This window comes from Paenibacillus sp. 32352, assembly GCF_002042965.1.
In the GTDB taxonomy this organism is placed as follows: domain Bacteria; phylum Bacillota; class Bacilli; order Paenibacillales; family NBRC-103111; genus Paenibacillus_S; species Paenibacillus_S vulneris.
This window is the reverse complement of sequence record NZ_MZNT01000010.1, coordinates 1-21691: the sequence shown is the minus strand read 5'-3', so window position 1 is coordinate 21691 and position 21691 is coordinate 1. Positions and strand designations below refer to the sequence as shown.

The window sequence follows — 21691 nt, the reverse complement described above, 5'->3', positions numbered from 1 at the left end:
TGGATATGAAAAAACGCAATAAGTGGATCGCTTCAATGCTTACTATGACGATGGCGGGCGGGATGCTTGCAGCCTGCTCCTCGAATTCCGACAACGGCGGTGCGGCGAAGCCGGGTGCCGACGGTACGGGCAAGAACGTGAATCCTAGCGGAATGCCGATTGTGAACGAGCCGCTGTCGTTGAAGTTTTTTACGGGGAAATCGCCTACCAACGGCAATAAGTTCGAGGATACGCTGGTATGGAAGGAATATGCCAAACAATCCAACATCAACGTAGCATTCGAGCTCGTTCCTTTCGAAAATTTAACCGAGAAGAAAAATCTTGTTCTCGCAGGCGGCGATTACCCGGACGCTTTCTATTCTGCCAGACTATCCGCAGCGGAGCTCTCCAAATACGGAAGCCAGGGCGTCTTCATCAAGCTGAACGATCTGATCGACCAATATGCGCCGAATTTCAAGAAACTGATGGAGAAATATCCGGATATCAAAAAGGGTCTGACGATGCCGGACGGCAATATTTATTCGCTTCCTTCGTTCTATGATCCCACCTTCCTGCCGATGCTGATCGGAACTCCGCTGTGGGTCAACAAGGAATGGCTGGATAAGCTGGGAATAGAAGAACCCAAGACGACAGAGGAATTTTACCAATATTTGAAGAAAGTAAAAGAAACGGATCTTAACGGAAACGGTCAGCACGATGAAATTCCATACAGCAGCGCCGGTATCGGCAACCTGATCAACCAGGTGAAAGGTGCCTGGGGTCTTGGCAACCGGGGACTCGGACATCCTTATGTCGACGTTGATCCTGCCACGAACAAGCTGAGATTCACGAAGACCGACCCGAAATATAAGGAAATGCTGCAATATGTGAACAAGCTGTACGCGGAAGGCCTGCTGGACAAAGAAATCTTCACGATAAAAGACAGCGCGCTTTATGCCAAAGGACAGAAGGGAGTGCTCGGCTCCACCGTTATTCCGAATCCGGCTACACTGATGAATCAGAAAAATTATATCGGTCTGGGCGCTCTGAAAGGGCCTCATGGCGATCAATTGTACTCTCATGTCAAAGTGCCTATGGTCCATGTCGGCGCATTTGCGATCACCAACAAGAACAAAAATCCGGAAGCTACGCTGCGATGGATGGATTATTTCTACAGCGAGGAAGGCGCGAAGTTCTACTTCATGGGCCAGAAGGACGTGACATATAAGGAGGGGGCTGACGGAAAGCTCGAGTATGTCGAGGACATTACCAAAAATCCTCAAGGCTTAACGCAGGACCAGGCTTTGGCCAAATACTTCACATGGCTCGGGGGCAGCTACCCGGGGTATGTGCAGGAGAAATATTTCAAGGGCTCCGAGACGCTGCCTGAGGCGCTTGCCACCGGTAAAAAAGCCCAGCCTTATGCTGTGAAGGAAATATGGAACAACTTCAACTTCACCGATATCGAAACCGAATTGATGTCCTCGATCGGCAAGGATATTCAGTCTTATGTCACCGAGATGGAAGCGAAGTTCGTTAACGGCTCCGCATCGTTCGATGAATGGGACAAATATGTGGCTACGGTACAAAAAATGGGTCTCGATCAATATATGAAGACGTACCAGGCCGCTTACGAAAGGTACAGTAAAAAATAATGACGGAGCGGGAGCCTAGAGGGAATCAAGGCGATGCTCCCGGAAGCAAGAGCCGTTGGCGCAGACGGCTCGAGCTGGCCGGGGCGGCGCTGGTGCTGCTCGCCCTTATTGCCGTCGGCTGGCACCAATGGAAGCCAGTGCAGCCGTCGGAGCCTGCGGAGGCATCCACTGCGGCACCAAGCACGGCGCCTGCAGACAAGCTGCGCACTGCGGAGATCTTCGACGCCGGGAGGCACCAAGGGCTGCTGACCGTCCGGTATTTGTATTTGGACGGGGATGTGCTGATGGGCGACAGCATCGTGATACAGTCGCCGGACGGCAAAACCATGCTCATTGATGCGGGAGTCAATGATGCAGGTCAGCAGGTAGTGAACTATTTGAACAAGCTGGGGATTAACAGCATTGATATAGCTTTGAACACCCACCCGCATTCGGACCATATCGGCGGCTTCGCCTCGGTGGTGAACAGTAAAGAAGTGAAAGCCTTCTATATGGAGAACTTTCCCTATACCAACTCAAGCTACTACCGCCGTACGATGGAAGCCGTCAACGCCAAGAAAATCCCGGTGACCTATCTTGAGGAAGGCTCTGCCTTCCAGTTGGGCAGCGACGTATTCATCGAGGTGCTGAGCCCGCCGAAGGGGGCGCTGCCGGATGCAATCAAATCGTACTCGGCAGCGGAAATTAATGATTTTGCTTTGGTATTCAAGCTGACGTACAAAGATACATCGTTCCTGTTCACGGCGGATATATATAAGCATCGGGAGCTGGAGCTCATCGGCTCCTCTGCAGAACCGAAGCTGAAGAGCGATATGATGCATGCGCCTCATCACGGCAACGAATCGACATCCTCCTCGGAAGTATTTCTGAATACCGTGAGTCCGAAGATTTCCGTACTGAGCCAAAATCTGTTCGTTAGTCCGAATCTGATGGAGCGGTACAAGAAGAAAGGGATTACGGCGTATTCAACAGGAATGCACGGGAATGTGTTGATTACATCTGACGGTCAAACGATGAACGTCATAACGGAGCGTGAAGGCAAGCGTCCTATCAAGTCCGCCATGCCGGGAGCGCAAATGGATGAGAAATGAGGGGAGAACAGAAGATGAAGGCCGTTGTAGTAGGTTGCGGAATTATGGGCAGAACCCATGCGCGCAATTGGAGCTCCGTTCCCGGAGTTGAATTAGCTGCAGTTTGCGATATGGATAAGGAATTGGCGGAGAAAACGGCGCTAGCGAACGGTACGAAAGCATATACGAGCTTCGAGGATATGCTGGCGGCAGAACAGCCGGATATCGTCAGCGTCTGTGTGCCGACCCACCTGCATAAGTCGCTTGTGCTGATGGCTGCGCAGGCAGGAGTTCACGTTGTGTGTGAGAAGCCAATTGCGCCGTCCCTAAAGGATGCGGAGGAAATGATAGCAGCATGCAGGCTTAACAATGTCAGGCTGTTTATCGCCCATGTGGTGAGGTTTTTCCCAAGCTATAAGGATTTGGCCGCCAAGGTGCGGGCAGGTATTATCGGCGACCCGGGCGTCATGCATACGAAGCGGATCGGAGGCCATCCGGGACGTGCGAAGTCCTGGTATTACGATGAGGAGAAAAGCGGGGGCGTTATTCTCGATCTGCTGATTCATGATATCGACTATATGCGCAGCGTCTTCGGAGAGGCGGAGTCGGTGTTCGCGATGAAACGCACGACGGAAGCATTGGATTACGCGCTGGTAACGCTGCGGTACAAGAACGGCGCCATTGCGAATCTGGAGGGATACTGGGGATATCCCGGCCCGTTCACGACGGCGGTCGAATTCGCCGGGACCAAGGGCATCCTCCGGTTTCATTCGGATGATGCGGTTTCCCTGCGGGTACATACAGCGCGTTCGTCAGACGAGGAACGCCCTCGTGTCGCGGTGCCGAAGAGCCCGGCCTACCACGACCCCTATTATTATGAATTGGAGCATTTTGCCGAATGCCTGCGTAACGGTTCGGAGCCTGTCGTGAGCACAGGGGATGCGTATAAGGCTATGGAGATTGCTTTTGCCGCCATGGCTTCGGCTCAGACGGGCCAGCCTGTCCGGCTGGATACGGACGCACATGGCTTGAAGGGAGGAGTGCCGCATGTCTGAACCGAACAAAGTGAAAATAGGGATGATCAGCTTTGCCCATTCCCATGGGCGCAGCTACTTCCGTGAGCTGGTATCGATGCCCGATGTGGACATCGTAGGAATATCGGATGAGAGCAGGACAAGAGTACAGCCTATACTGGATTCGTACGGGATCCCGTATTTCGAGGATTATCAGGATCTGCTCGCGATGGAGCAGCTGGATGCGGTCGTCATCTGCTCGGAGAACGTCCATCACGCCCGAATCACCCTAGCTGCCGCCAAGGCCGGCAAGCATATCATTTGCGAGAAGCCGCTCGGAACGACGGTGGAGGAGATGAAGGCGATGATCCGGGCTTGCGAAGAGAACGGAGTTCGCTTGATGACCGCCTTCCCATGCCGCTATCTGCCTGCGGTGGTTGAAGCGAAGGAGGCCGTCGACCGTGGAGATATCGGAGAGATTGTCGCGATCAAAGGTACGAACCGCGGCTCGATGCCGGGGAGCTGGTTCGTAGATCCCGCCTTGTCCGGCGGCGGTGCGGTGCTGGATCACACGGTCCATGTGATGGACCTGATGCGCTGGTTTCTGGGCAGCGAGCCGGACCGGGTATATGCCGAGATGGGGACGCTGTTTCACGAGCTGCCCGTCGAGGATGCCGGGATGGTACATGTGACGTTCACGAACGGAGCTGTTGCAGTCCTTGACACAAGCTGGTCGCGCAGCAAGTCGTTCCCGTTCTGGGGCGACGTGACGATGGAGATTATCGGAACGAACGGAACGATCAGCGTGGATGCGTTCGGGCAGAAGAACGAAGTGTACAATAACGATGCAGGCAAGGCCCAGTGGAGCCATTGGGGCGATCGGATGGATGCCTATATGCTGAAGGATTTTGTCCGGACGATTAAAGCAAACGGCTCCGTGCCGATCAGCGGCGACGACGGCATGCGGTCTGCAGCCGTTGCACTGGCGGCATATGAATCCGTCAAAAGAAAAGCATCCGTCGCGATGAGCGAGATTATGGGATGAGTACGCGAGCGGCGTTTATCCATGGCTGGAGGCCGGGGTAAACGCCGTTTCCCGTTTGCCGTCAGGTTATTGATCTATCTAGGGATAAGGCAGCGGGATGCCAAAAGAAAGGTAGGTGCCCAGTGAGCCGCCGCTTCATCGCTAGTATGGTTGGCTTCGCGATTGTGCTCTGCTTGTCCTGCTTGAGCGTTCAGGCGCATAACTACAATAACGGGTACTCCTATGTCACTATGAAGGAGAACACCATAGTTTATGAGCTTCTGCTGCCGTTTCCAATGCTGCTGCAGTACGATACGAACGGCGATCAATCGTTGGAGGATGCGGAGCTTGAAGCGCATAAAGAAGCTATCAGCGTTTATGTGCTGGAGCATCTTGTGCTGTTCAATAATGAACAGCGAATGGAAGCGGAAGTGGTTAGCGTCCAGACGGCTGTTCAGAAGCAGACGGAGGATTCCGTTGTGCGCATCGTGCTTGCCTTTCATTCCCCCATGTCCATCGGCAATGTTACGATACGCTACAAGCTGTTTATTCATGACCTGGATGCCGGGCATCAGAACTACATTCAGCTGTACAAGGAAGGCCATGAGCTTGCCGGACATTGGGTTGTGGAGAAGGATTCGGAAGCGGTCCGTTATATGCCGGACGGCAATGCGAAGTTTCATCCGGGGCAGCTAGGGACTTACATGGCGTACGGAGCACAGCATACAATTCGCAGTCTATTCGCCTGGCTTATCCTGTTGTGTATCGCAGCTTCTGGGAGATCTGTCAAAGAAACGTTTGCTTTGGTCTCCACGGCCTCGTTGTACAGCTTGATCGGCCTTACGGCAGCCGATAAGCTGGCTTCGAAGGTACCTGCTGCATGGCTGCATGATGCCGTGCTTATTGGACTTGGCGCCATGTTGGTGTACCGGTGGACCAAGGCTTCAAAGAGCAGCGGGAGGGCTGTCTCCGCATTGCTCGGGCTTGCCTGGGGCACGGGTTCGTCAGGATTGATCGGGCAGCTGCAGCTGGATCATTCATTCCGAATGATCTCACTGCTTTTGTATGCATCCGGCGGTTGGCTTGCGTGGCTCGGCATCCTGTATGTCCTGCAAATCGGGTCCCGTCAGCTTGCTGGACCGCTGCTTGCAACCGGCTGGAACCGTGGAATCGGATGGTTTCGCAAACCTGTGCTCATTCTGGTGTTCGTGGCGGCCTGGCTGGGGCTATAACCTATGGAAAGGAAGCGCAAGCGATATGGATTTGATGACCGTCGTGTTCATGTACATCAACCTGGGGCTGGAACATATTCTTTCCGGCTATGATCATCTGCTCTTTTTATTGGCGCTGCTTATCGCCGCGGAGCGGTTTACCGCCATATTAAAAATCATTACCGCGTTCACCATCGCCCACAGCATTACTCTTTGTCTCGCTGCGCTCGGTCTCGTGCCGGTGTATCCCAAATGGATCGAGGCGGGGATTGCCCTCACAATATGCTATGTGGCCGTTGAAAATTTCTTCGTCAAGTCGTTCCATTGGCGCTGGATACTGACGTTCGTGTTCGGACTGATCCATGGTCTTGGATTTGCAAGTGCGATAAGTGAAATCGGGTTTCACCAAAGCTATCTGGTCACCTCGCTCATTTCTTTTAATGTCGGGATCGCGCTAGGGCAGCTGGGAATCGTTGCGATTCTGCTTCCGCTGTTTGTGCAGCTGCGGAGGCGAAAGCCGGTATACGCTTGGTTTTTCAGGGGAACCTCGGCATGTATTTTCGTCATAGGGCTGTATTGGCTGATCCAGCGTTTGGGATGGGCTGCGTGACTGGGTGCTAGCGGCTCATGATGGACTATTGCTGAGGTTCATGGAGCGCGGTAGCTCTATACGAAAATGCCTGAAGCAGATTGGGCTTATGGTGCATATAGTATAGATATCCATAGGCAAAGGTGGAATCTTGTACGATGGCACGGAATAATCCTTACGCGGCTACCTTCGATAAGCTGTACGGCCTGCTGCTGCAGCTGAGCGTCAGCGGGCAGCATATCCAGGACATTATGTTTCGTATGACCAACAAAGGACAATCTTTTCTTCCGCAGGCGTGGGAGCGGATTTTATCATTTTTTCAACAAGGGGCTGTATTTTCATTATCGGGCTCAGGGCTTCGTAGAATGCTTCTTATCCACAGAGAGCTACTCCCCTAAATCCATTGGAATATGGGCGAATCAGCTGGTTTACCCGGCGAACGACAGCTTCAAGCAGGCGATGCTGTATTGGGACAAAGCCCGGTATGCTCCGAATTTTGCTTCGCAGCCGGAGTTTGCCGAGCTGGAACGGCAGCTGAGAACGTTCTGGGCTATTGAAGGCCAGATCATGGTGCAAACCAATGAACTGCTTGGAGCAGGGGCAGCGCCTGTATCGGCAGCCGCATCTCTGGCCGAGTCCGGGCAATCTGATTCCCAAGATGGCCTCAACCAAGAGCAGGCGTTAGCTTAGGTCCGCGCTTTAATTGGATTGCATTACTCATGCAGGTGAAGAGGAACAAGCAAAGGCAGGCGATCGTTTCATCGTGACTTCGGCGCATGCCGCCCGCAATAACAGGAAACGATAAGTCGATTCTCCTTACGGAGGGTCGGCTTCTTTGTTTTTCAGTTCCCAACTGACTCGCCCATATTGCAGGAGATGTATTCCTGCAATATGCCTCACGAACGAAGGTGCAAAAGGTTGAATCTTTGCAACGCTGGAGTGTTAAGTTATTGTTAAAATGCAGATGCGGCTTACTGCTCTGTTATATGATAGCTTTCAACAAGATTCTATAATCGGAGGAAAGAGGATGCAGAAGGAATTTACTATTGCGAATCCGTTAGGAATCCATTCAAGGCCTGCAGGGGATGTAATGAAAAAAGCGAAATCGTTTCCATGTGATGTGTTCATCACCAAGGCCGAAAAACGCGTCAATGCGAAAAGCATCGTCGGAGTGCTGGCGCTGGAAATGCGCTGTGGAGATAAAGTGATTGTGGAAACAAAGGGAGAGCAGGAGCAGGAAGCTTTGGATGCCGTCGGAGCCATGCTCGAATCGATTTTGGAATAGATAAGAGATATTGATTTGAATGACAGGATAAGGAGGTGGCGGTACTGTGCTGTTACAAGGGATTGCCGCTGCACCGGGAGTTGCTATGGGACCTGCGTTGGTCCTGAAGAACGATACCCATACGGTACAACGCTACGAGATCGCGCCGGAGCAAATACAGGAAGAAGCGGAGCGTCTGGAGGCACACATACGGCTTGCCATAAGCCAATTGGAAGCGCTTATTGAACAGACCCGGGCTGCAGTAGGTTCAGAGCAGGCCAAAATTTTTGAGTCCCAAATCTGGCTGCTCGAGGATGAGGAATTTACGGGAGCCGCGAAGGAAGCTATCCTCTCCAAACGCATCAATGCGGAGGCAGCCCTGGACGATGCATCGAAGGCGATCATCGGGATTTTCGAGAGCATGGAGGATGAGCATCTACGGGAACGGGCAGCCGATATTCGTGATATTACGGGCCGTGTGCTGAGGCTGCTCGAAGGTAAGGATGCGAGGCCGCAGCAGGAATCGGGTGCTCCGGTTATTTTAGTCGCACATGACCTGACTCCGTCGGATACGGCTCAGTTGGACAGAAGTTCAACGGCCGGCTTCGTTACAGATATCGGAGGAAGGACATCGCACTCCGCCATTATGGCCCGTTCGATGGAAATTCCCGCCGTAGTAGGCTCGCGGGAAGGCACGGTCCAGGTGAAAACGGGAGATTACGTCATTGTGGATGGTAGCCTGGGCCAGGTGTATATCAATCCCGAGCCGGCAATTATCGAGGAATATAAAGCCAAGCAAATCCGGTTCGCAGCCCGCCGCGACGAGCTGAAGAAATACGACGGACAGCTCAGCAGGACAGCGGACGGGCATCGGGTAGAATTAGTCGCTAACATCGGCAATGCGCAGGATGCACTGGCGGCTAAACAGAGCGGTGCCGAAGGGATCGGGTTATATCGGACCGAATTTCTGTACATGGGAAGACAGCAGTTCCCGACGGAGCAGGAGCAGTTTCAGGCCTATAAGGTCGCTGCCGAGATTTTTGGTAAAGATCAGCCCGTCATCATCCGCACGCTGGATATCGGAGGGGATAAAGAGCTGCCCTACCTGGATTTGCCGAAGGAAGCGAATCCATTCCTCGGCTACCGCGCCATCCGCATGTGTCTTGAAGAAACGGAGCTGTTCAAGACGCAGCTGCGTGCCATAGTAAAAGCGAGCGCTTATGGAAATATTAAGCTTATGTTTCCAATGATTGCTACCCTGCAGGAGCTGAGACAGGCGAAAGCGCTGCTCGCCGAGGTACAAAACGAGCTGGAGCGGGAGAACGTCAAGTTCAATCGCTCAATGGAAGTCGGGATTATGATCGAGGTGCCCGGAGCGGCACTCGTGGCCGATCAATTGGCCAAGGAAGCGGATTTCTTCAGCATCGGCACGAATGATCTCGTTCAGTATGTGATGGCGGCGGATCGGATGAACGAGCGTCTGGCCTATCTGAACGAACCGTTCCAGCCAGCGGTTCTCCGCATTATAGATCAAGTCATTCAGGCCGCCCATCGCGAAGGCAAATGGGTCGGCATGTGCGGGGAAATGGCCGGTAATTTGACGGCGATACCTATACTGCTGGGGATGGGACTGGACGAGTTCAGCATGAGCGGAGGGGCTGTGCTCGCGGCTCGAGCGCTGCTCCATCAGCTGGATCGTCATGAGATGAAGCGGCTCGCAGATGAGGTGCTCCAGATGACCTCCTCAGAACAAATCAAACTTCATGTGGAGAGCAGAGTACCGGCTATAGCCGAATGGAGAGCGTAAGGACTCGGCGGACTTGTCGGACACGAACTTATTGCAAACAGAGGTGAGTCCGATAGCACTTTCTACACGTTCACGAATGCTTCTCAAAAAAATGCTCCTGGATCCTGCGCCATTGCGGGTGAAGGAGCTGGCAGATCAGTTCAATGTAAGCGAACGGACGATCAAATACGATCTGGAAACGATTCGTGTCTGGCTGCAGGAGCAGGAGATTTTCATGCGCTCCAATCCGAGCAAAGGCATCTGGATCGAGTGTGACGAATCGGAGCGAACCGGACTGCTCAGTAAGCTGGAGGCTTCCGGGAGCCACGTCTTCGTCAACCAGCATGAACGCGCACGCGGTATCATTCTGGATTTGCTGCTTAGCGACAAGCATATCACCATCGGCGAGATGGTGAAGAAAAACGACGTCAGCCGCAATACGATTTTGTCCGATTTGGCGATTGCCGAGGCATTTTTCCGGGACTGGCAGCTGCTGCTCGAGCGCAGCCGGTTCGGCATTCGATTGATAGGAACGGAGAGGCAAAGGCGTACCGTTCTGGAGAAGGTCATTCATGATTTGCTCGATGGCAACGACATGCTGCAAATCGTCCAAGGCGTGGCCCAGCAGCAAAAGCCTGCACTGCATTTTAACAAGGTATTGGCAAGATTTCTGGAGCCGGTCCAGGACTTGGACGCCCTGTTCGAAGCCTTGTCCCGAATTGTGAGGGAGACGGAAGCCGAGATCGGCGTGCTCTTGTCGGACAGAGTTATTATCGGCGTATTTATCCGGCTGTGCATTGTAATTCAAAGGCAACGGCAGCAAGGTGAATTTGTGGAGAACGAGGCAAGAAGCCAGGAACATGTCTCCGAGCACAGCCTGAGCATCTTCCGAATTTTTCGCAGAGTGCTCTCAATGCTCCCGGAGCATGAAACGATCTCGCTGACGGATGATGACGTATGGTTCGTCAGCTTGCAGGCTATCGGTATGGCTGCGCCTTTTCCATATGAGGTAAGCAAGGGCGAGGGTCTGCCGGATGTGTACACGATAACCCATGACATGATTCGGCATGTGATGGAGCAGATGCGGTTTCCTTTCTCGGAGGATCAAGAGCTGTTCAATAACCTGCTGGCTCATATGTCGGATAAGCTGACGAAGCACAGCTATGGTGTCGTGGAGCCGAACCCGCTGCTGAAGGAAATTATGCATTCCTACCGGACCATGTTCGATTATGTGAAGCAGGCTTGCTCGGATGTGTTAGGGCCGATAGGAATTCAGCTGACGGATCCGGATATCGCCTTTATCGTGCTTCATTTCCAGACAGCCTACGAGCGTAAAGCCGAACAGCAAAAGTGGAAGGCGCTTATCGTATGCGGAACGGGCAGAGGCACCTCGAAATGGCTGATGACGATCATTGAAAATGAAATCAAGCACCTTCAATTCGCGGCTTCCTGTTCGGTGATGGATGTGGAGAAGGTATTGGAGCAGGTGCCGGTGGACCTGGTCATTTCGATTTTGCCGGTGAACGTGAACGTACCGGTCGTTGTGATTCATTCCATTCCCGGAAAGCGTGATTTTCAGGCGATACAGGCACAGCTGAATCAGCTCGGCAGCACTAAGGCGAGAGCATCTGCGAGGAACACCGCGGGGCTTCGAAGACCTGAAAGGCTCGCGTATGATGCAGGGCAGCTGGAGAATATGGTGCAGGACATTATTTATACCGGCTACGATCTTAGCAGAGAGGTGATCGCTCATTTCAGAGACTATCTAAGCGATGAGCGGGCAGAGGGCTTGACCCTGCATCTTCTTTTTATGGTCAACCGGCTGCATTTTGGCACGGCCTACACGCAGTACGGAGAGAGCCCTCTCTTAGGAATCAAGGCAATGGCTTTGAAAGAGGAATTGAACATAGTATTGCAGAGGAAAAATGTAAGCGCTACAGAGGGAGAGCTGCATGCGATTCTGAGATATTTTGAACCTCTAGATAAAGGAGAATGACTATGCAAATCGACGTTCTAATCGAGCACGGAACGGTGATCGATCCGGCTACCGGCCGTTCCGGCAAGTATGATGTGGCCGTCAAGGGAGAACGCATCGCCGGGATCTGGAAGCCGGGGACAGCCGTTGGTGGAATCCTGCGGCGGGTGAATGCGGAAGGCTGTCTGGTCACGCCGGGCCTGATCGATATTCATGCTCATATTTTTGAGGCTGTACCTCAAATGGGGATGAAGCCGGATACGATCGGGATCGATCAGGGAGTAACGACCATTGCAGATGCCGGCAGCTCCGGCGAGCAGAACTTCCCCGAGTTCCTGGAACGAAGCGTGAAGCCAAGTGCTACCCAGGTGCTTGCCTGGCTGAACATTTCCAGTCCGGGGCTGGTGGAAGGAAGAAGCGAATTGGCGGACATGAGCAGGCTGACAGCCGAATCCACCCTGCAGCGCATCGCGGAATACCCCGACACCATCATAGGCATCAAAGCGCGGATGAGCGGCTCGGTTGTGAAGGAAAACGGGATTTATCCTCTGGCTGTAGCCAAATCGGTAGCCCGCAGAGCGGAGCTTCCCGTGATGGTTCATATCGGCAACGCTCCGCCAAAGCTGGCGGAGGTCCTAGATTTGCTGGATGAGGGAGACGTCGTCACCCATGCTTTTCATGGCAAACGGGGAGGCATTCTTGATGATCACGGGCAGCTGATTCCGCAGGCCAAACGCGCATTGGATCGCGGAGTGCGGTTTGATGTCGGGCACGGCAGCTCCAGCTTCAGCTTCGCAACGATGAATAAGGCCCGCGAATTAGGCATTACGCCGTATTCTATCAGCACGGATCTGTACTTGGAAAATTGGCTTCACGGGCCTGTATACAGCTTGACGATGACGATGACCAAGTTTTTGGCGCTAGGCTATTCCATGGAGCAAATTATTGAATGGACTACAGCGGCCCCGGCCCAAATTTTGCGTAAATCCGAAGAGATCGGGACGTTAAAGGAAGGAACGATCGCCGACATTTCGATCCTTAAGATCGTGGAGCAGCCGGTCGAGCTGGTCGATTCCGAGAAGGAAACGCTGCACTATGACAAGCTGATCCAAGCACAATACACCATGAAATCTGGAGAAATATACCCATGCAAATGATGGAGAACCTACTAAAGGAAATACCGGAGAAGACCACTGTTACAGAGGCAGAGCTCAATGAGCTGCGACCCGTGCTGGACTTCATGACGGATATCGCCAGAGAATCCGGCTTGAACTTATCCTATGAGAAAACGTTAGTCATCGGCATTCATCTATTGGCTTTTATGCGCAGAGTGAAGAATAACGAATATTTGCCTGAGCTGGACGAAGAAATGTTTGACGAAGTGAGTCCCGAACTCGTGGACCTGAGCAAGCGTGTACTTCAAAAGGTTTTGAAGACATCGGAGCGGCAGCTTGACGCGGCGGAAATCTTTTATTTAACCGTACATTTTGAAGCGGCCAAATTTAATGAAGAGGGGTAATGGACATGGAAAATAAAGTGAAAGTAGTCATCGGCGATCGTTTGGGTAAAGGACAAAATGTTGCAAAAGGGGTCGAAGCGGCCGGCGGCATCGCGATTGTTATTCCCGGCGTCGGAGCAGATATGAAGCTCGGCGATGTGATGCATAAGGAAAACGCGGACTTCGGCATCTCCTTCTGCGGCAGCGGCGGAGCAGGCGCCGTAACGGCAAATACGAAATACAAGTACCCGATGGAGTTCGGACTTCGTTCCGTTGATGCGGGAGTGACGGCTATTAACGCCGGCAAGAAGGTTATCGGCTTCGGCTTTATGGATGTCGAGGAACTGGGTAGAAGGCTGACGGAAGCTTATATCAAAAAACACAGGGGGTAACGCTCATGTTCCAGGTGATGGAGAAGTCGATAATCGTTAGCGGAACGGCGGAGACAAAGGCCGGTGCTTTCCAGAATGCGTTGTCGCAAATGAAAAAGAACATCGCCAAGGAGATTCCCGATATTCTGCTGCAGATTGAGCCGCAGGATGTGGAGGTGCTGAAGGCGACGGAGCACACCTATAAAGAGCGGTTTCTGGGCTTATTGTTTCCTAGAACGAGAACCCGGTACGACATTACGATTCGGGTGGATGTGAAAATTCGGGCTGTGATGCTCTCTGAGGTTCCATTCGAGCAGCAGACAGAAGCATTGCCTCCTTTACAGCGCATTCTTCGGATGAGATGAGCGGGATGAAAGAATGCCATAGATGTTGGAAACCAAGTTAGGGGGAACCATATGAATACTCTTACGATAGTATTCGAATCCATTATTATCGGTCTATTGGTTGGGTTTGGGGTAGGAGCGGGTGCGGCCCGGATGTTCCATGCGCCCAATGTTCAAGGGATGGGGGCATTCCGGACATTCGGAGAGCTTAACGCCTGCGAGGGCGATCCTGTCGCGCATTTCTCGTTCGGTTTAGGCTTCTTGTTCAACGCATGGGCCTCTGTTGTCGGTGCCGGTGGATTAACGCAGGATGTCGATCACCGGATTATACCGAACTGGGCGGCTGCGATTCTGCTCGCGAAGAACAAGAACGTGGAAGAAACACTGCACGATCCGAAGAAGATGGCCATCGTGGGCGCCATTATCGGCGCCGTAGTCGTAGCCGTACTGAACTCTACGGCCGCAGCGATCCCGGCCTCCCTGCAGGCTATTGCAACCAAGGTGCTGGTGCCTGCGGCAAACTGGCTGATCAATCCGATCATGCCTATCGTATTCTGGACGGCGGCGATGGATGCCGGCAAAAGAACCGGCGTATGGGCGACCGCGTTGGGCGGCTTGGCGCATCTGGTCATGGGGAATGCCGTTCCTGGGCTTGTACTCGGCATTCTGATCGGCAAGGGCGTCGATGACAGCGGTTGGAACCGCATTACGAAGACGCTCGTGGTCGCTGTCGTACTCTTATATATTCTCAGCGGATTTTTCCGCGCCTTCGATGTCGCTTTACTGCACAGCTTGAACGTGCAAGTCATTCCGCAATGGCTGATTGAACTTCATGCATTCTTTGGATCGGTGGTGAAGTAAGATGGAACAAGTAGAACAAGTGAAAAAAGGGTTTTGGTATTCGGAGTGGGCGTTTACCTTGTTTGTCGCTTGCTTGGCTTCGGGGATTTTTGCCGGAACGCATCTCTATTATGTGTATCATGTAGGGGCCTTCAATGATATTGCCATCGTCGCCTTGCTGGAGGCGGGGATTAAAGGAGGAAGCTTCGGGGCTGCCGCGGCGTTCGGTGCGAGCTTTTTGTTCGCCCGTATCCTGGAAGGACCGCTGGTCGGGATCTTGGACATCGGCGGCTCGCTGCAAACCGGTCTAGGGATCGGCGTTCCGGCTTTGATGCTCGGCGCAGGCATCACGGCTCCGTTAACCTCATTCCCGCTGGCCTTGCTGACAGGCGCCGTACTCGGGTTTCTGGTCGGCTTTGTCATCATTATGATCCGCAAATTTACGATCAATGCATCTAATTCCACCTTCGGCGCTGATGTGATGATGGGCGCGGGGAACGCTGCCGGACGGTATTTGGGACCGCTTATCGTTATCTCTGCGGTTATGGCATCCATCCCTGTAGGCATCGGGGCGACGGTCGGCGCAGCGATCTTCTATTATTTCAAAAAGCCGATTGCCGGCGGAGCTATTATCGGAGCTATGGTTCTGGGAGCCTTCTTCCCGATTATTACGAAATAAAATACGATTCAGCTAAGGAGTAAGCCATGAGTATATTCGAACAATACGGCTGCAGAAAAGTCATCAATGCGAGCGGTAAAATGACCGCACTCGGCGCAAGCGCCGTCGCTCCGGTTGTTGGCGAGGCATTAAGCGCAGCTGCTAAAGACTACGTGGATGTTTCTGAATTGATGGTAGCGGCAGGGAAAGTGATTGCATCCGTAACCGGCGCAGAGGATGGCTGCCCTACGACTGGGGCTGCGGCCGGAACGGTCATTGCCGTCGCTGCAGTTATCGCCGGAACGAAGCTGTCCTTGATCGAGAGCATTCCGCATACGAGCGGAGTGCCGAATGAAATTATTATCCAGAAGGGCCATGCGGTTCACTTCGGCGCTTCCATTACGCAGATGATCGCCATCGGCGGAGGGAAAGTCGTGGAGGTCGGTCAGGCGAACCATGTGGAGAGAGCGCATATTGCCGAAGCGGTGAATGAGAACACGGCTGCCCTGTTTTATGTCAAATCGCATCATGCGGTGCAAAAGGGCATGCAGTCCATTGAAACGATGATATCGATCGCCAAGGAAAAGGGGATTCCGCTGATCATCGACGCGGCGGCTGAAGAGGATTTGCACAAGTATATCGCAATGGGAGCCGATCTGGTCGTCTACAGCGGGGGCAAAGCGATCGAAGGCCCTACATCCGGCATGATCTGCGGACGCGCCTCGTTAATCGAAGCCTGCCGGGCCCAGTATCACGGGGTTGCAAGACCGATGAAAATCGGCAAGGAAGGCATTGTTGGCTTCCTGACCGCTTTGCAGCGTTATGATGATAAGCCGGATGAATCCGAGAAGCAGCTGGAACGCATGAAGTGGCTGATCGAGCAGCTTAAGGATACACCGGGAGTTACCGGTACGATCCTTCAGGATGAAGCGGGCCGCGCCATCTACCGCGCGCAGTTGGCCATTGACGCCAAGGTAACGGGAAAAACGGCTTACGATGTCATTAAAGAGCTGGAAGCTGGCAATCCTGCCGTTTATACGCGCAATCATTATGCCAATCTCGGCCTAATTAATATCGATCCTCGACCTTTATTGGAAGGGCAGGAGCAAATCATCGTCACAAGACTTAAAGAGGTACTGGCTCAGTAATGAAGTCTAGCGACAACAGGACATATGAAGGAGAGGACTTACTGTGAGTAATCCGAAGATTCAATTAAACGTGCTGGCGAAAGACGCAGACAATGCCAAGCAAATCGTTGAAGCCGCACAGGGCAATGTATATGTGGGCTTAATGGTCAAAAACTTCGCAACCGTAGATGCGGCCGTTGCTGCCGTTCACGAATTTCAACAAGCGGGCGTTCCGGTTTCCGTAGGCTTGGGCGCAGGCGATCCGGCCATGTGGAACAAGGTGGCTGATGTCGCTGTCCAAACGAAGCCGGCTCATGTCAACCAGGTATTCCCTGCGGCAGGATATACCCTGGGAGCATTGAAAAGCGCAGGCAGCACGCATTCCATCGTCAATGCGCTGATTACTCCGAGCGGTACGCCGGGTCAAGTCATCATAACGACCGGACCGCAGAGCGAAGCTTTGAAAGCAACGGTTTCCTGCGATGCTGCGGCAGCGATGCTCGCTGAAATCGGCGTCCATTCCGTCAAGTTTTATCCAATCGGAGGGACGGACCATCTGGACGAGGTGGCGGCCATGGTCAAAGCTGCCGTGAAATACGGGATCCGCATTTTCGAGCCGACGGGCGGCATTGATCTTCATACGATCGGCCAAGTTATTGAAGTGTGCGCCGCCAATGGTGCGGAGCATATTATTCCTCATGTGTACACTTCCATTATTGACAAGGCCTCGGGCTTGACTCGCATCGAGGATGTGAGGGAGCTGGCCCGTTTTTGCAGATAGCAGACCAGTTTAGGGATGACAGGGATTTACGGTTTTTAACCGTAGGTCCCTGTTTTTGTTTGTAGAAGGAATGGATGCATCTGAAAAGAAAGGACAAAAAAAAGAAATTTATAACCAAATTGTGCCTATTTTTATGAAGAAAATATAATTTCCATGATCTATAATACAAAAATAACCAATTTACTCAAAAGATAGGGGGATTCTTGATGAAACACAGTATTGTTATAACAGCGCTTACAATCGCTTTGTTAAGCGGAATGACGGCAGGATGCGGAGGCGGGGCGTCACCGGATGCAGAGGGGAAGACGGCCAAGGAGATCGATTTTAACGCGCCTTTGGAATTTACGCTGACCTCCAGCGGTGCTACCTCTCCGGAAAATTTTCATCTGGCGGTGACTCAATTTTTGCAGAAGAAATTCCCGAACTGGAAGTTCAACTACATCCAGCGGACGCAGGGGACGACCGCCCAGGAGCTGGTCACGGCAGGGACGGCGATCGACGTCGTGCTTGAGGCGCATACGGGGATTATTGACGGAGTCATCAATCCGGGAATCCAATATGACATCTCGGACCTCATTAAGAAAAATAACATTGATTTGAACCGGTTCGAGCCGGTGACGATCGATGCGATGAAGACGATGGCGAACGGGCAAATATGGGGGCTGCCGGTCAGCATGATGTCGGTCGTAACTTTTTACAACAAGGACATCTTTGACAAGTTCGGCGTCCCTTATCCGAAGGATGGGATGACCTGGGACGAAATGACGGAGCTGTCCAAAAAGCTGAGCAAAGAGGTGGACGGCACGCAATATTTGGGGCTCGTCGGCAACACGGGGCATATGCTGCTGATGAACAACTTCTCGCTTCCTTATGTCGATGCGCAGACGTCGAAATCTACCTTCCATAATGAGAAGTGGAAGACGATTATGGAGACGGTCTTTAAAGGAGAAGCTCAGGATTCCGGGTTCAAAAAATATTTGACGGACAACAAGAACAAAATGCCGGGCAAGGACGAGTTCATCAAGAAGAAAAATCTAGCCATGTATGTATATTTCTCAGAGCTTGCGACCGATCCGAATATGCAGGGCATGAACTTCGACATGGTATCCGCGCCGACATATAAGGAGCTGCCGAACGTAGGCTTCCAGCCGATACCTACGTATGCGATCCTGGCTTCAACAAGCAAGCATAAGGAAGAATCGATGGAAATCATCAAGTATTTGGCTTCTGACGAATATCAGATGGCAAGAGCCAAGCTCGGCTTTATAACGCCGCTGAAGAGCGAAGAGGTGCGCAAGTCCATGGGAGCGGATTATAGCAAGAAGTTGAATTGGAACGCTGTATTCTACAAGCCGTTTGCTCCGATTCCTGTGAAGGGAGCTTACGAAAATATTGGCGAGAAGCCTCTCGTGAGCCTGGTTCCGGACTATGTGCTGGGGAACAAGGATGTCAATACCGTGATGCGTGAAGCTGAAGAGACGGCTAATAAGGCGATTGACAGCGCGCGGAAATAATGAAATAAAAAATTCTGATAGTTATTAGGACTGCGGATCGGCTGGAAATTCGTTCTTAAGGGTCACACAGTTTTCACGCCAATCCCATTCTGATTTCGGTCAGAATTTTTTGTTTTATATGCCAAATCTGGAAAAAAGTCTGCTATAATACATTATCCGCATCACAAGCTTCAGGGGGAGATGATAGACGATGTCATTAATTGAAGTGAAACATGTGCGAAAGGTGTTTGAGACAAACGTCAGACGCAAGGGGAAATTCGGAGCGCTGCGCAGCTTGATTAACCCGGAGAAGCGCCAGGTAGTGGGGGTAGACGACATCAGCTTCACGATTGAGAAGGGGGAGAGCGTGGCTTATCTAGGGCCTAACGGGGCGGGCAAATCGACTACGATCAAAATGCTCACAGGCGTTCTGGAGCCTAGCGGCGGAGAGATTCTGGTGGCTGGGGTAGTTCCGGCACGGAATAGGAAGCTGAACAGCTATCAAATCGGTGTCGTATTCGGACAGCGAAGTCAGTTGATCTTCGATCTTCCGGTCAAGGATTCCTTTGATATGCTGCGGTATATGTATAGCATTTCATGGGAGCGCTATCATCAAAACGTAAAGGACTATTCGGAGCTGCTGGAAGTCGGCCATTTGCTGGAGAGGCCGGTAAGGACACTGTCGTTAGGGCAAAGAATGCGCTGCGAAATATTGGCCGCGCTTCTGCATGATCCGGAAATATTATTTCTGGATGAACCGACGATCGGTCTGGACGTTGTAGCCAAGGAACGTATCCGGGCGTTTATCGAAAGCATTAACCGGGAAAAGGATGTCACGCTCCTTTTGACGACCCACGATATGCATGATATCGAAAGGCTTTGCCCGCGGACGATGATCATCGATAAAGGAAACCTGATTTATGACGGAAGCCTGCAATACATCAAGGATCATTTTGCGACGGAGCGCCAAATTCGTGCAGTCTTCCCGGACGTGCAGGCAGCGGCAGCCGCAGCGCACGTATTCGCAGGCATGGCGGAGGTAGCCGTACATACCGATGAGCAGGTGGTCAGAATCACGTACGACCAGCACAGGACGGACACGTCGGAGCTATTGAGATTGCTGCTGCAACAAGCGAACCCGCGGGACCTGACGATGCAGGACGAAAGCATCGATGCCTTGATCAGCCGCATCTACCGGGAAGGCATAGATTCCAAGCCGAAGCCGGCTTATGCAGCCGTGGGGGGACCGGGCCGATGATGCAAGCGGTAGAACGCATGATAGGCATGTCGCAGATTGCCGTCCGCCAGAGGCTGCAGTTTCGCTTTGATTTTATTATGACGCTGCTCTCCACGCTTATGTTCAGCGTCATGTATTATATGCTGTGGAAGGCGATCTATCTGTACTCGACGGAGACGGCACTGCCGTGGGAGCAGCTGATAACGTACGTCATGGTGGGACAAGCGATCAATTTCGCACGCTGGTCTCCGGCGGAAAGGGCTCCGACCTATGCTATGGCGCAGCGTGTCAGGAATGGCGATATTGCGCTCGATTTAATTCGCCCTGTCGATTTTCAAATGCAGCGGTTCTCGGAGGCAGCGGGGTTTTTCATTGTAGAAATGCTGTGGGTCAACATACCGGCCATGCTGCTCTTGATTTTTATTTTGGGCATATCGCCTCCGGCAGACCTGATGGCTGCGTTAGGCTTTGTTGTAAGCCTTTGTATCGGCTTTTTTGTTGCATTCAGCATTAATTCAATCATTATGATGATTTCCTTTATGACTACCAATACGTTTGGCGTTCAGCTGGCGAAGAGGGCGGTAGTGGATATTTTCGCAGGGACGCTGATTCCTTTTGAGTTTTTTCCGGACGCACTGCGCAAGGTGATGGAGTATTTGCCGTTCCAGTCTATGGCGTATATTCCTTTATCCATCTACACGGGACGTCTGACAGGCTGGGAGATGGTTCAATCGCTGCTGGAGCAGCTAGGCTGGGCTGTTGTGATGATTGTGATCAGCCGCCTGCTGTGGATGAAGGCAGCCAAGCGATTGACGATTAACGGGGGGTAACAGGTATGATTGCGCCGCAGCGTAATGCGTTTCAGCAAGCCGCTTATTTAATAGGGATGTACGGCCAATATTTGAAGATTTATTTCAAGACTCTGGTGGAATATCGAGCAGATACCTTGATTGCCGTCATAGCGGGGATCGTTGCCCAGGGAAGCACGCTGGTCTTTTTGTCGGTCATTTTTCAACGTATCCCCAAGCTGGCGGATTGGAGCTTTTACGAGCTGGTTTTCCTATTCGGACTGGCGGCAACAGGGAAGGCGCTGAATCAGACCCTATTCAATGCGCCCTTTTCTTTAACCGGCTATATCCGACGGGGGCAACTGGATATTATGATGATCCGCCCTGTGGGCGTGCTGTTCCAGGCTATAGGTAACTCTCAAGAGCTTAATGGCGTAGGGCAGCTGATTACGGGAGCGGTCATTATGGGCTATGCGGGAGCTCATCTGAATATGCATTGGTCCGTCGGGACGGTACTGTACGTCATTATCGCCTTGATCAGCAGCGCGGTCATCCAGTTCGCGGTTCTTCTGACCATCAGCGTGCTGACCTTTTGGGTCCAGGAAATACGGTCGGTCATTTATCCGGTCAATTGGCTTTACGATTTCACGCGCTATCCGCTGGAAATTTTTCACCCGCTGCTTCGCGGGCTGTTGACGTACTTGATTCCGTATGCGGTCGGCAGCTTCTTCCCTGCAGCCTTCCTGCTTCGTCCGGGTGAGTACGGCTGGGCGATGTGGGGAGTGCCTGCCGTAGCGGCAGTGATGATGTCCATCACCTATTGCATTTGGAGCTTCGGACTTAAGCGTTACTCGAGTGTGGCCGGGTAAGCGGCTTTGGAGGGAATAAAAAGAGAGTGCTTGCTAAGCACTCTGAGTCTGTCGAGAAACCTAGTTTTGCGAGAACTTTGCTAAATATGGAGGTGGGGTATTCCTCGGAAGAGTTTACG

General features: G+C 52.4%; 23 protein-coding genes. All 23 read left to right on the top strand.

The window, feature by feature from the left end; all coding sequences use genetic code 11:
* Positions 1–5: 5 nt before the first annotated feature.
* The 23 genes from B1728_RS22145 to B1728_RS22040 all read left to right on the top strand — a co-directional run bounded on the left by B1728_RS22145 (position 6) and on the right by B1728_RS22040 (position 21572).
* Positions 6–1634, top strand: a complete 1629-nt coding sequence (locus tag B1728_RS22145; protein WP_079912594.1) for an extracellular solute-binding protein — start codon at positions 6–8, stop codon at positions 1632–1634.
* Positions 1634–2725, top strand: a complete 1092-nt coding sequence (locus B1728_RS22140) for a ComEC/Rec2 family competence protein (RefSeq protein WP_079912593.1) — start codon at positions 1634–1636, stop codon at positions 2723–2725. Before B1728_RS22145 ends, B1728_RS22140 begins: the two co-directional genes overlap by 1 nt.
* A 14-nt stretch (positions 2726–2739) precedes the next feature.
* Complete coding sequence (locus B1728_RS22135) at positions 2740–3759, top strand: Gfo/Idh/MocA family protein (RefSeq protein WP_079912592.1); 1020 nt, start codon at positions 2740–2742, stop codon at positions 3757–3759.
* On the top strand, positions 3752–4762 hold the full coding sequence (locus B1728_RS22130) for a Gfo/Idh/MocA family protein (RefSeq protein WP_079912591.1): 1011 nt from the start codon (positions 3752–3754) through the stop codon (positions 4760–4762). Before B1728_RS22135 ends, B1728_RS22130 begins: the two co-directional genes overlap by 8 nt.
* Positions 4763–4884: 122 nt before the next feature.
* A complete protein-coding gene (locus B1728_RS36380) occupies positions 4885–5973 on the top strand; it encodes a hypothetical protein (protein ID WP_179136150.1) in 1089 nt (362 codons plus the stop codon).
* A gap of 25 nt (positions 5974–5998) precedes the next feature.
* Positions 5999–6562, top strand: coding sequence for a HupE/UreJ family protein (locus tag B1728_RS22125; RefSeq protein WP_179136149.1), 564 nt, complete (start codon positions 5999–6001; stop codon positions 6560–6562).
* Positions 6563–6699: 137 nt separating this feature from the next.
* On the top strand, positions 6700–6939 hold the full coding sequence (locus tag B1728_RS22120; RefSeq protein WP_079912589.1) for a hypothetical protein: 240 nt from the start codon (positions 6700–6702) through the stop codon (positions 6937–6939).
* Positions 6940–7000: 61 nt separating this feature from the next.
* Entirely contained in the window at positions 7001–7231 is a 231-nt protein-coding gene (locus B1728_RS22115; protein ID WP_079912588.1) for a hypothetical protein, read from the top strand.
* A 337-nt stretch (positions 7232–7568) separates the two neighbouring features.
* Positions 7569–7826, top strand: coding sequence for an HPr family phosphocarrier protein (locus B1728_RS22110; protein WP_079912587.1), 258 nt, complete (start codon positions 7569–7571; stop codon positions 7824–7826).
* Between the two features lie 46 nt (positions 7827–7872).
* Positions 7873–9612 (top strand): phosphoenolpyruvate--protein phosphotransferase, encoded by a 1740-nt coding sequence (gene ptsP, locus B1728_RS22105; protein ID WP_079912586.1) that lies wholly within the window; start codon positions 7873–7875, stop codon positions 9610–9612.
* Between the two features lie 13 nt (positions 9613–9625).
* Complete coding sequence (locus B1728_RS22100) at positions 9626–11587, top strand: BglG family transcription antiterminator (RefSeq protein WP_256865461.1); 1962 nt, start codon at positions 9626–9628, stop codon at positions 11585–11587.
* A 2-nt stretch (positions 11588–11589) separates the two neighbouring features.
* On the top strand, positions 11590–12723 hold the full coding sequence (locus B1728_RS22095; RefSeq protein WP_079912585.1) for an amidohydrolase/deacetylase family metallohydrolase: 1134 nt from the start codon (positions 11590–11592) through the stop codon (positions 12721–12723).
* Positions 12714–13085 (top strand): PRD domain-containing protein, encoded by a 372-nt coding sequence (locus tag B1728_RS22090; protein WP_079912584.1) that lies wholly within the window; start codon positions 12714–12716, stop codon positions 13083–13085. The genes B1728_RS22095 and B1728_RS22090 overlap by 10 nt, the downstream gene beginning before the upstream one ends.
* A 5-nt stretch (positions 13086–13090) precedes the next feature.
* Entirely contained in the window at positions 13091–13456 is a 366-nt protein-coding gene (locus B1728_RS22085; RefSeq protein ID WP_079912838.1) for a glycine-rich SFCGS family protein, read from the top strand.
* A gap of 5 nt (positions 13457–13461) precedes the next feature.
* Positions 13462–13800, top strand: a complete 339-nt coding sequence (locus B1728_RS22080; protein ID WP_079912583.1) for a DUF4312 family protein — start codon at positions 13462–13464, stop codon at positions 13798–13800.
* 51 nt (positions 13801–13851) lie between these two features.
* Positions 13852–14640: a DUF4311 domain-containing protein gene (locus B1728_RS22075; RefSeq protein ID WP_079912582.1), complete on the top strand. Its 789-nt coding sequence runs from the start codon at positions 13852–13854 to the stop codon at positions 14638–14640.
* A 1-nt stretch (position 14641) separates the two neighbouring features.
* The gene (locus tag B1728_RS22070) at positions 14642–15298 is read left to right on the top strand and encodes a DUF4310 family protein (RefSeq protein ID WP_079912581.1); all 657 of its coding nucleotides are present in this window, start codon (positions 14642–14644) and stop codon (positions 15296–15298) included.
* Positions 15299–15324: 26 nt separating this feature from the next.
* Positions 15325–16425 carry a DgaE family pyridoxal phosphate-dependent ammonia lyase gene (locus B1728_RS22065; RefSeq protein ID WP_079912580.1) on the top strand — a complete coding sequence of 367 codons (1101 nt, stop codon included), beginning with the start codon at positions 15325–15327 and terminating at the stop codon, positions 16423–16425.
* A 43-nt stretch (positions 16426–16468) separates the two neighbouring features.
* Complete coding sequence (locus tag B1728_RS22060) at positions 16469–17185, top strand: KDGP aldolase (RefSeq protein WP_079912579.1); 717 nt, start codon at positions 16469–16471, stop codon at positions 17183–17185.
* Between the two features lie 206 nt (positions 17186–17391).
* The gene (locus B1728_RS22055; RefSeq protein WP_079912578.1) at positions 17392–18699 is read left to right on the top strand and encodes an ABC transporter substrate-binding protein; all 1308 of its coding nucleotides are present in this window, start codon (positions 17392–17394) and stop codon (positions 18697–18699) included.
* A 190-nt stretch (positions 18700–18889) separates the two neighbouring features.
* A complete protein-coding gene (locus B1728_RS22050; protein ID WP_079912577.1) occupies positions 18890–19936 on the top strand; it encodes an ABC transporter ATP-binding protein in 1047 nt (348 codons plus the stop codon).
* Positions 19933–20745, top strand: coding sequence for an ABC transporter permease (locus B1728_RS22045; protein WP_079912576.1), 813 nt, complete (start codon positions 19933–19935; stop codon positions 20743–20745). Before B1728_RS22050 ends, B1728_RS22045 begins: the two co-directional genes overlap by 4 nt.
* Positions 20746–20750: 5 nt before the next feature.
* Positions 20751–21572 (top strand): ABC transporter permease, encoded by an 822-nt coding sequence (locus B1728_RS22040; RefSeq protein WP_079912575.1) that lies wholly within the window; start codon positions 20751–20753, stop codon positions 21570–21572.
* Positions 21573–21691 lie beyond the last annotated feature (119 nt).

Coding starts and splice junctions, on each gene's coding strand:
- B1728_RS22075 (WP_079912582.1), top strand. CDS start 13,852: ATGAATACTCTTACGATAGTATTCGAATCCATTATTATCGGTCTATTG.
- B1728_RS22065 (WP_079912580.1), top strand. CDS start 15,325: ATGAGTATATTCGAACAATACGGCTGCAGAAAAGTCATCAATGCGAGC.
- B1728_RS22085 (WP_079912838.1), top strand. CDS start 13,091: ATGGAAAATAAAGTGAAAGTAGTCATCGGCGATCGTTTGGGTAAAGGA.
- B1728_RS22070 (WP_079912581.1), top strand. CDS start 14,642: ATGGAACAAGTAGAACAAGTGAAAAAAGGGTTTTGGTATTCGGAGTGG.
- B1728_RS22050 (WP_079912577.1), top strand. CDS start 18,890: ATGTCATTAATTGAAGTGAAACATGTGCGAAAGGTGTTTGAGACAAAC.
- B1728_RS22115 (WP_079912588.1), top strand. CDS start 7,001: ATGCTGTATTGGGACAAAGCCCGGTATGCTCCGAATTTTGCTTCGCAG.
- B1728_RS22140 (WP_079912593.1), top strand. CDS start 1,634: ATGACGGAGCGGGAGCCTAGAGGGAATCAAGGCGATGCTCCCGGAAGC.
- B1728_RS22055 (WP_079912578.1), top strand. CDS start 17,392: ATGAAACACAGTATTGTTATAACAGCGCTTACAATCGCTTTGTTAAGC.
- B1728_RS22090 (WP_079912584.1), top strand. CDS start 12,714: ATGCAAATGATGGAGAACCTACTAAAGGAAATACCGGAGAAGACCACT.
- B1728_RS22125 (WP_179136149.1), top strand. CDS start 5,999: ATGGATTTGATGACCGTCGTGTTCATGTACATCAACCTGGGGCTGGAA.
- B1728_RS22110 (WP_079912587.1), top strand. CDS start 7,569: ATGCAGAAGGAATTTACTATTGCGAATCCGTTAGGAATCCATTCAAGG.
- B1728_RS22135 (WP_079912592.1), top strand. CDS start 2,740: ATGAAGGCCGTTGTAGTAGGTTGCGGAATTATGGGCAGAACCCATGCG.
- B1728_RS22045 (WP_079912576.1), top strand. CDS start 19,933: ATGATGCAAGCGGTAGAACGCATGATAGGCATGTCGCAGATTGCCGTC.
- B1728_RS22120 (WP_079912589.1), top strand. CDS start 6,700: ATGGCACGGAATAATCCTTACGCGGCTACCTTCGATAAGCTGTACGGC.
- B1728_RS22145 (WP_079912594.1), top strand. CDS start 6: ATGAAAAAACGCAATAAGTGGATCGCTTCAATGCTTACTATGACGATG.
- B1728_RS22130 (WP_079912591.1), top strand. CDS start 3,752: ATGTCTGAACCGAACAAAGTGAAAATAGGGATGATCAGCTTTGCCCAT.
- B1728_RS22095 (WP_079912585.1), top strand. CDS start 11,590: ATGCAAATCGACGTTCTAATCGAGCACGGAACGGTGATCGATCCGGCT.
- B1728_RS22080 (WP_079912583.1), top strand. CDS start 13,462: ATGTTCCAGGTGATGGAGAAGTCGATAATCGTTAGCGGAACGGCGGAG.
- B1728_RS22040 (WP_079912575.1), top strand. CDS start 20,751: ATGATTGCGCCGCAGCGTAATGCGTTTCAGCAAGCCGCTTATTTAATA.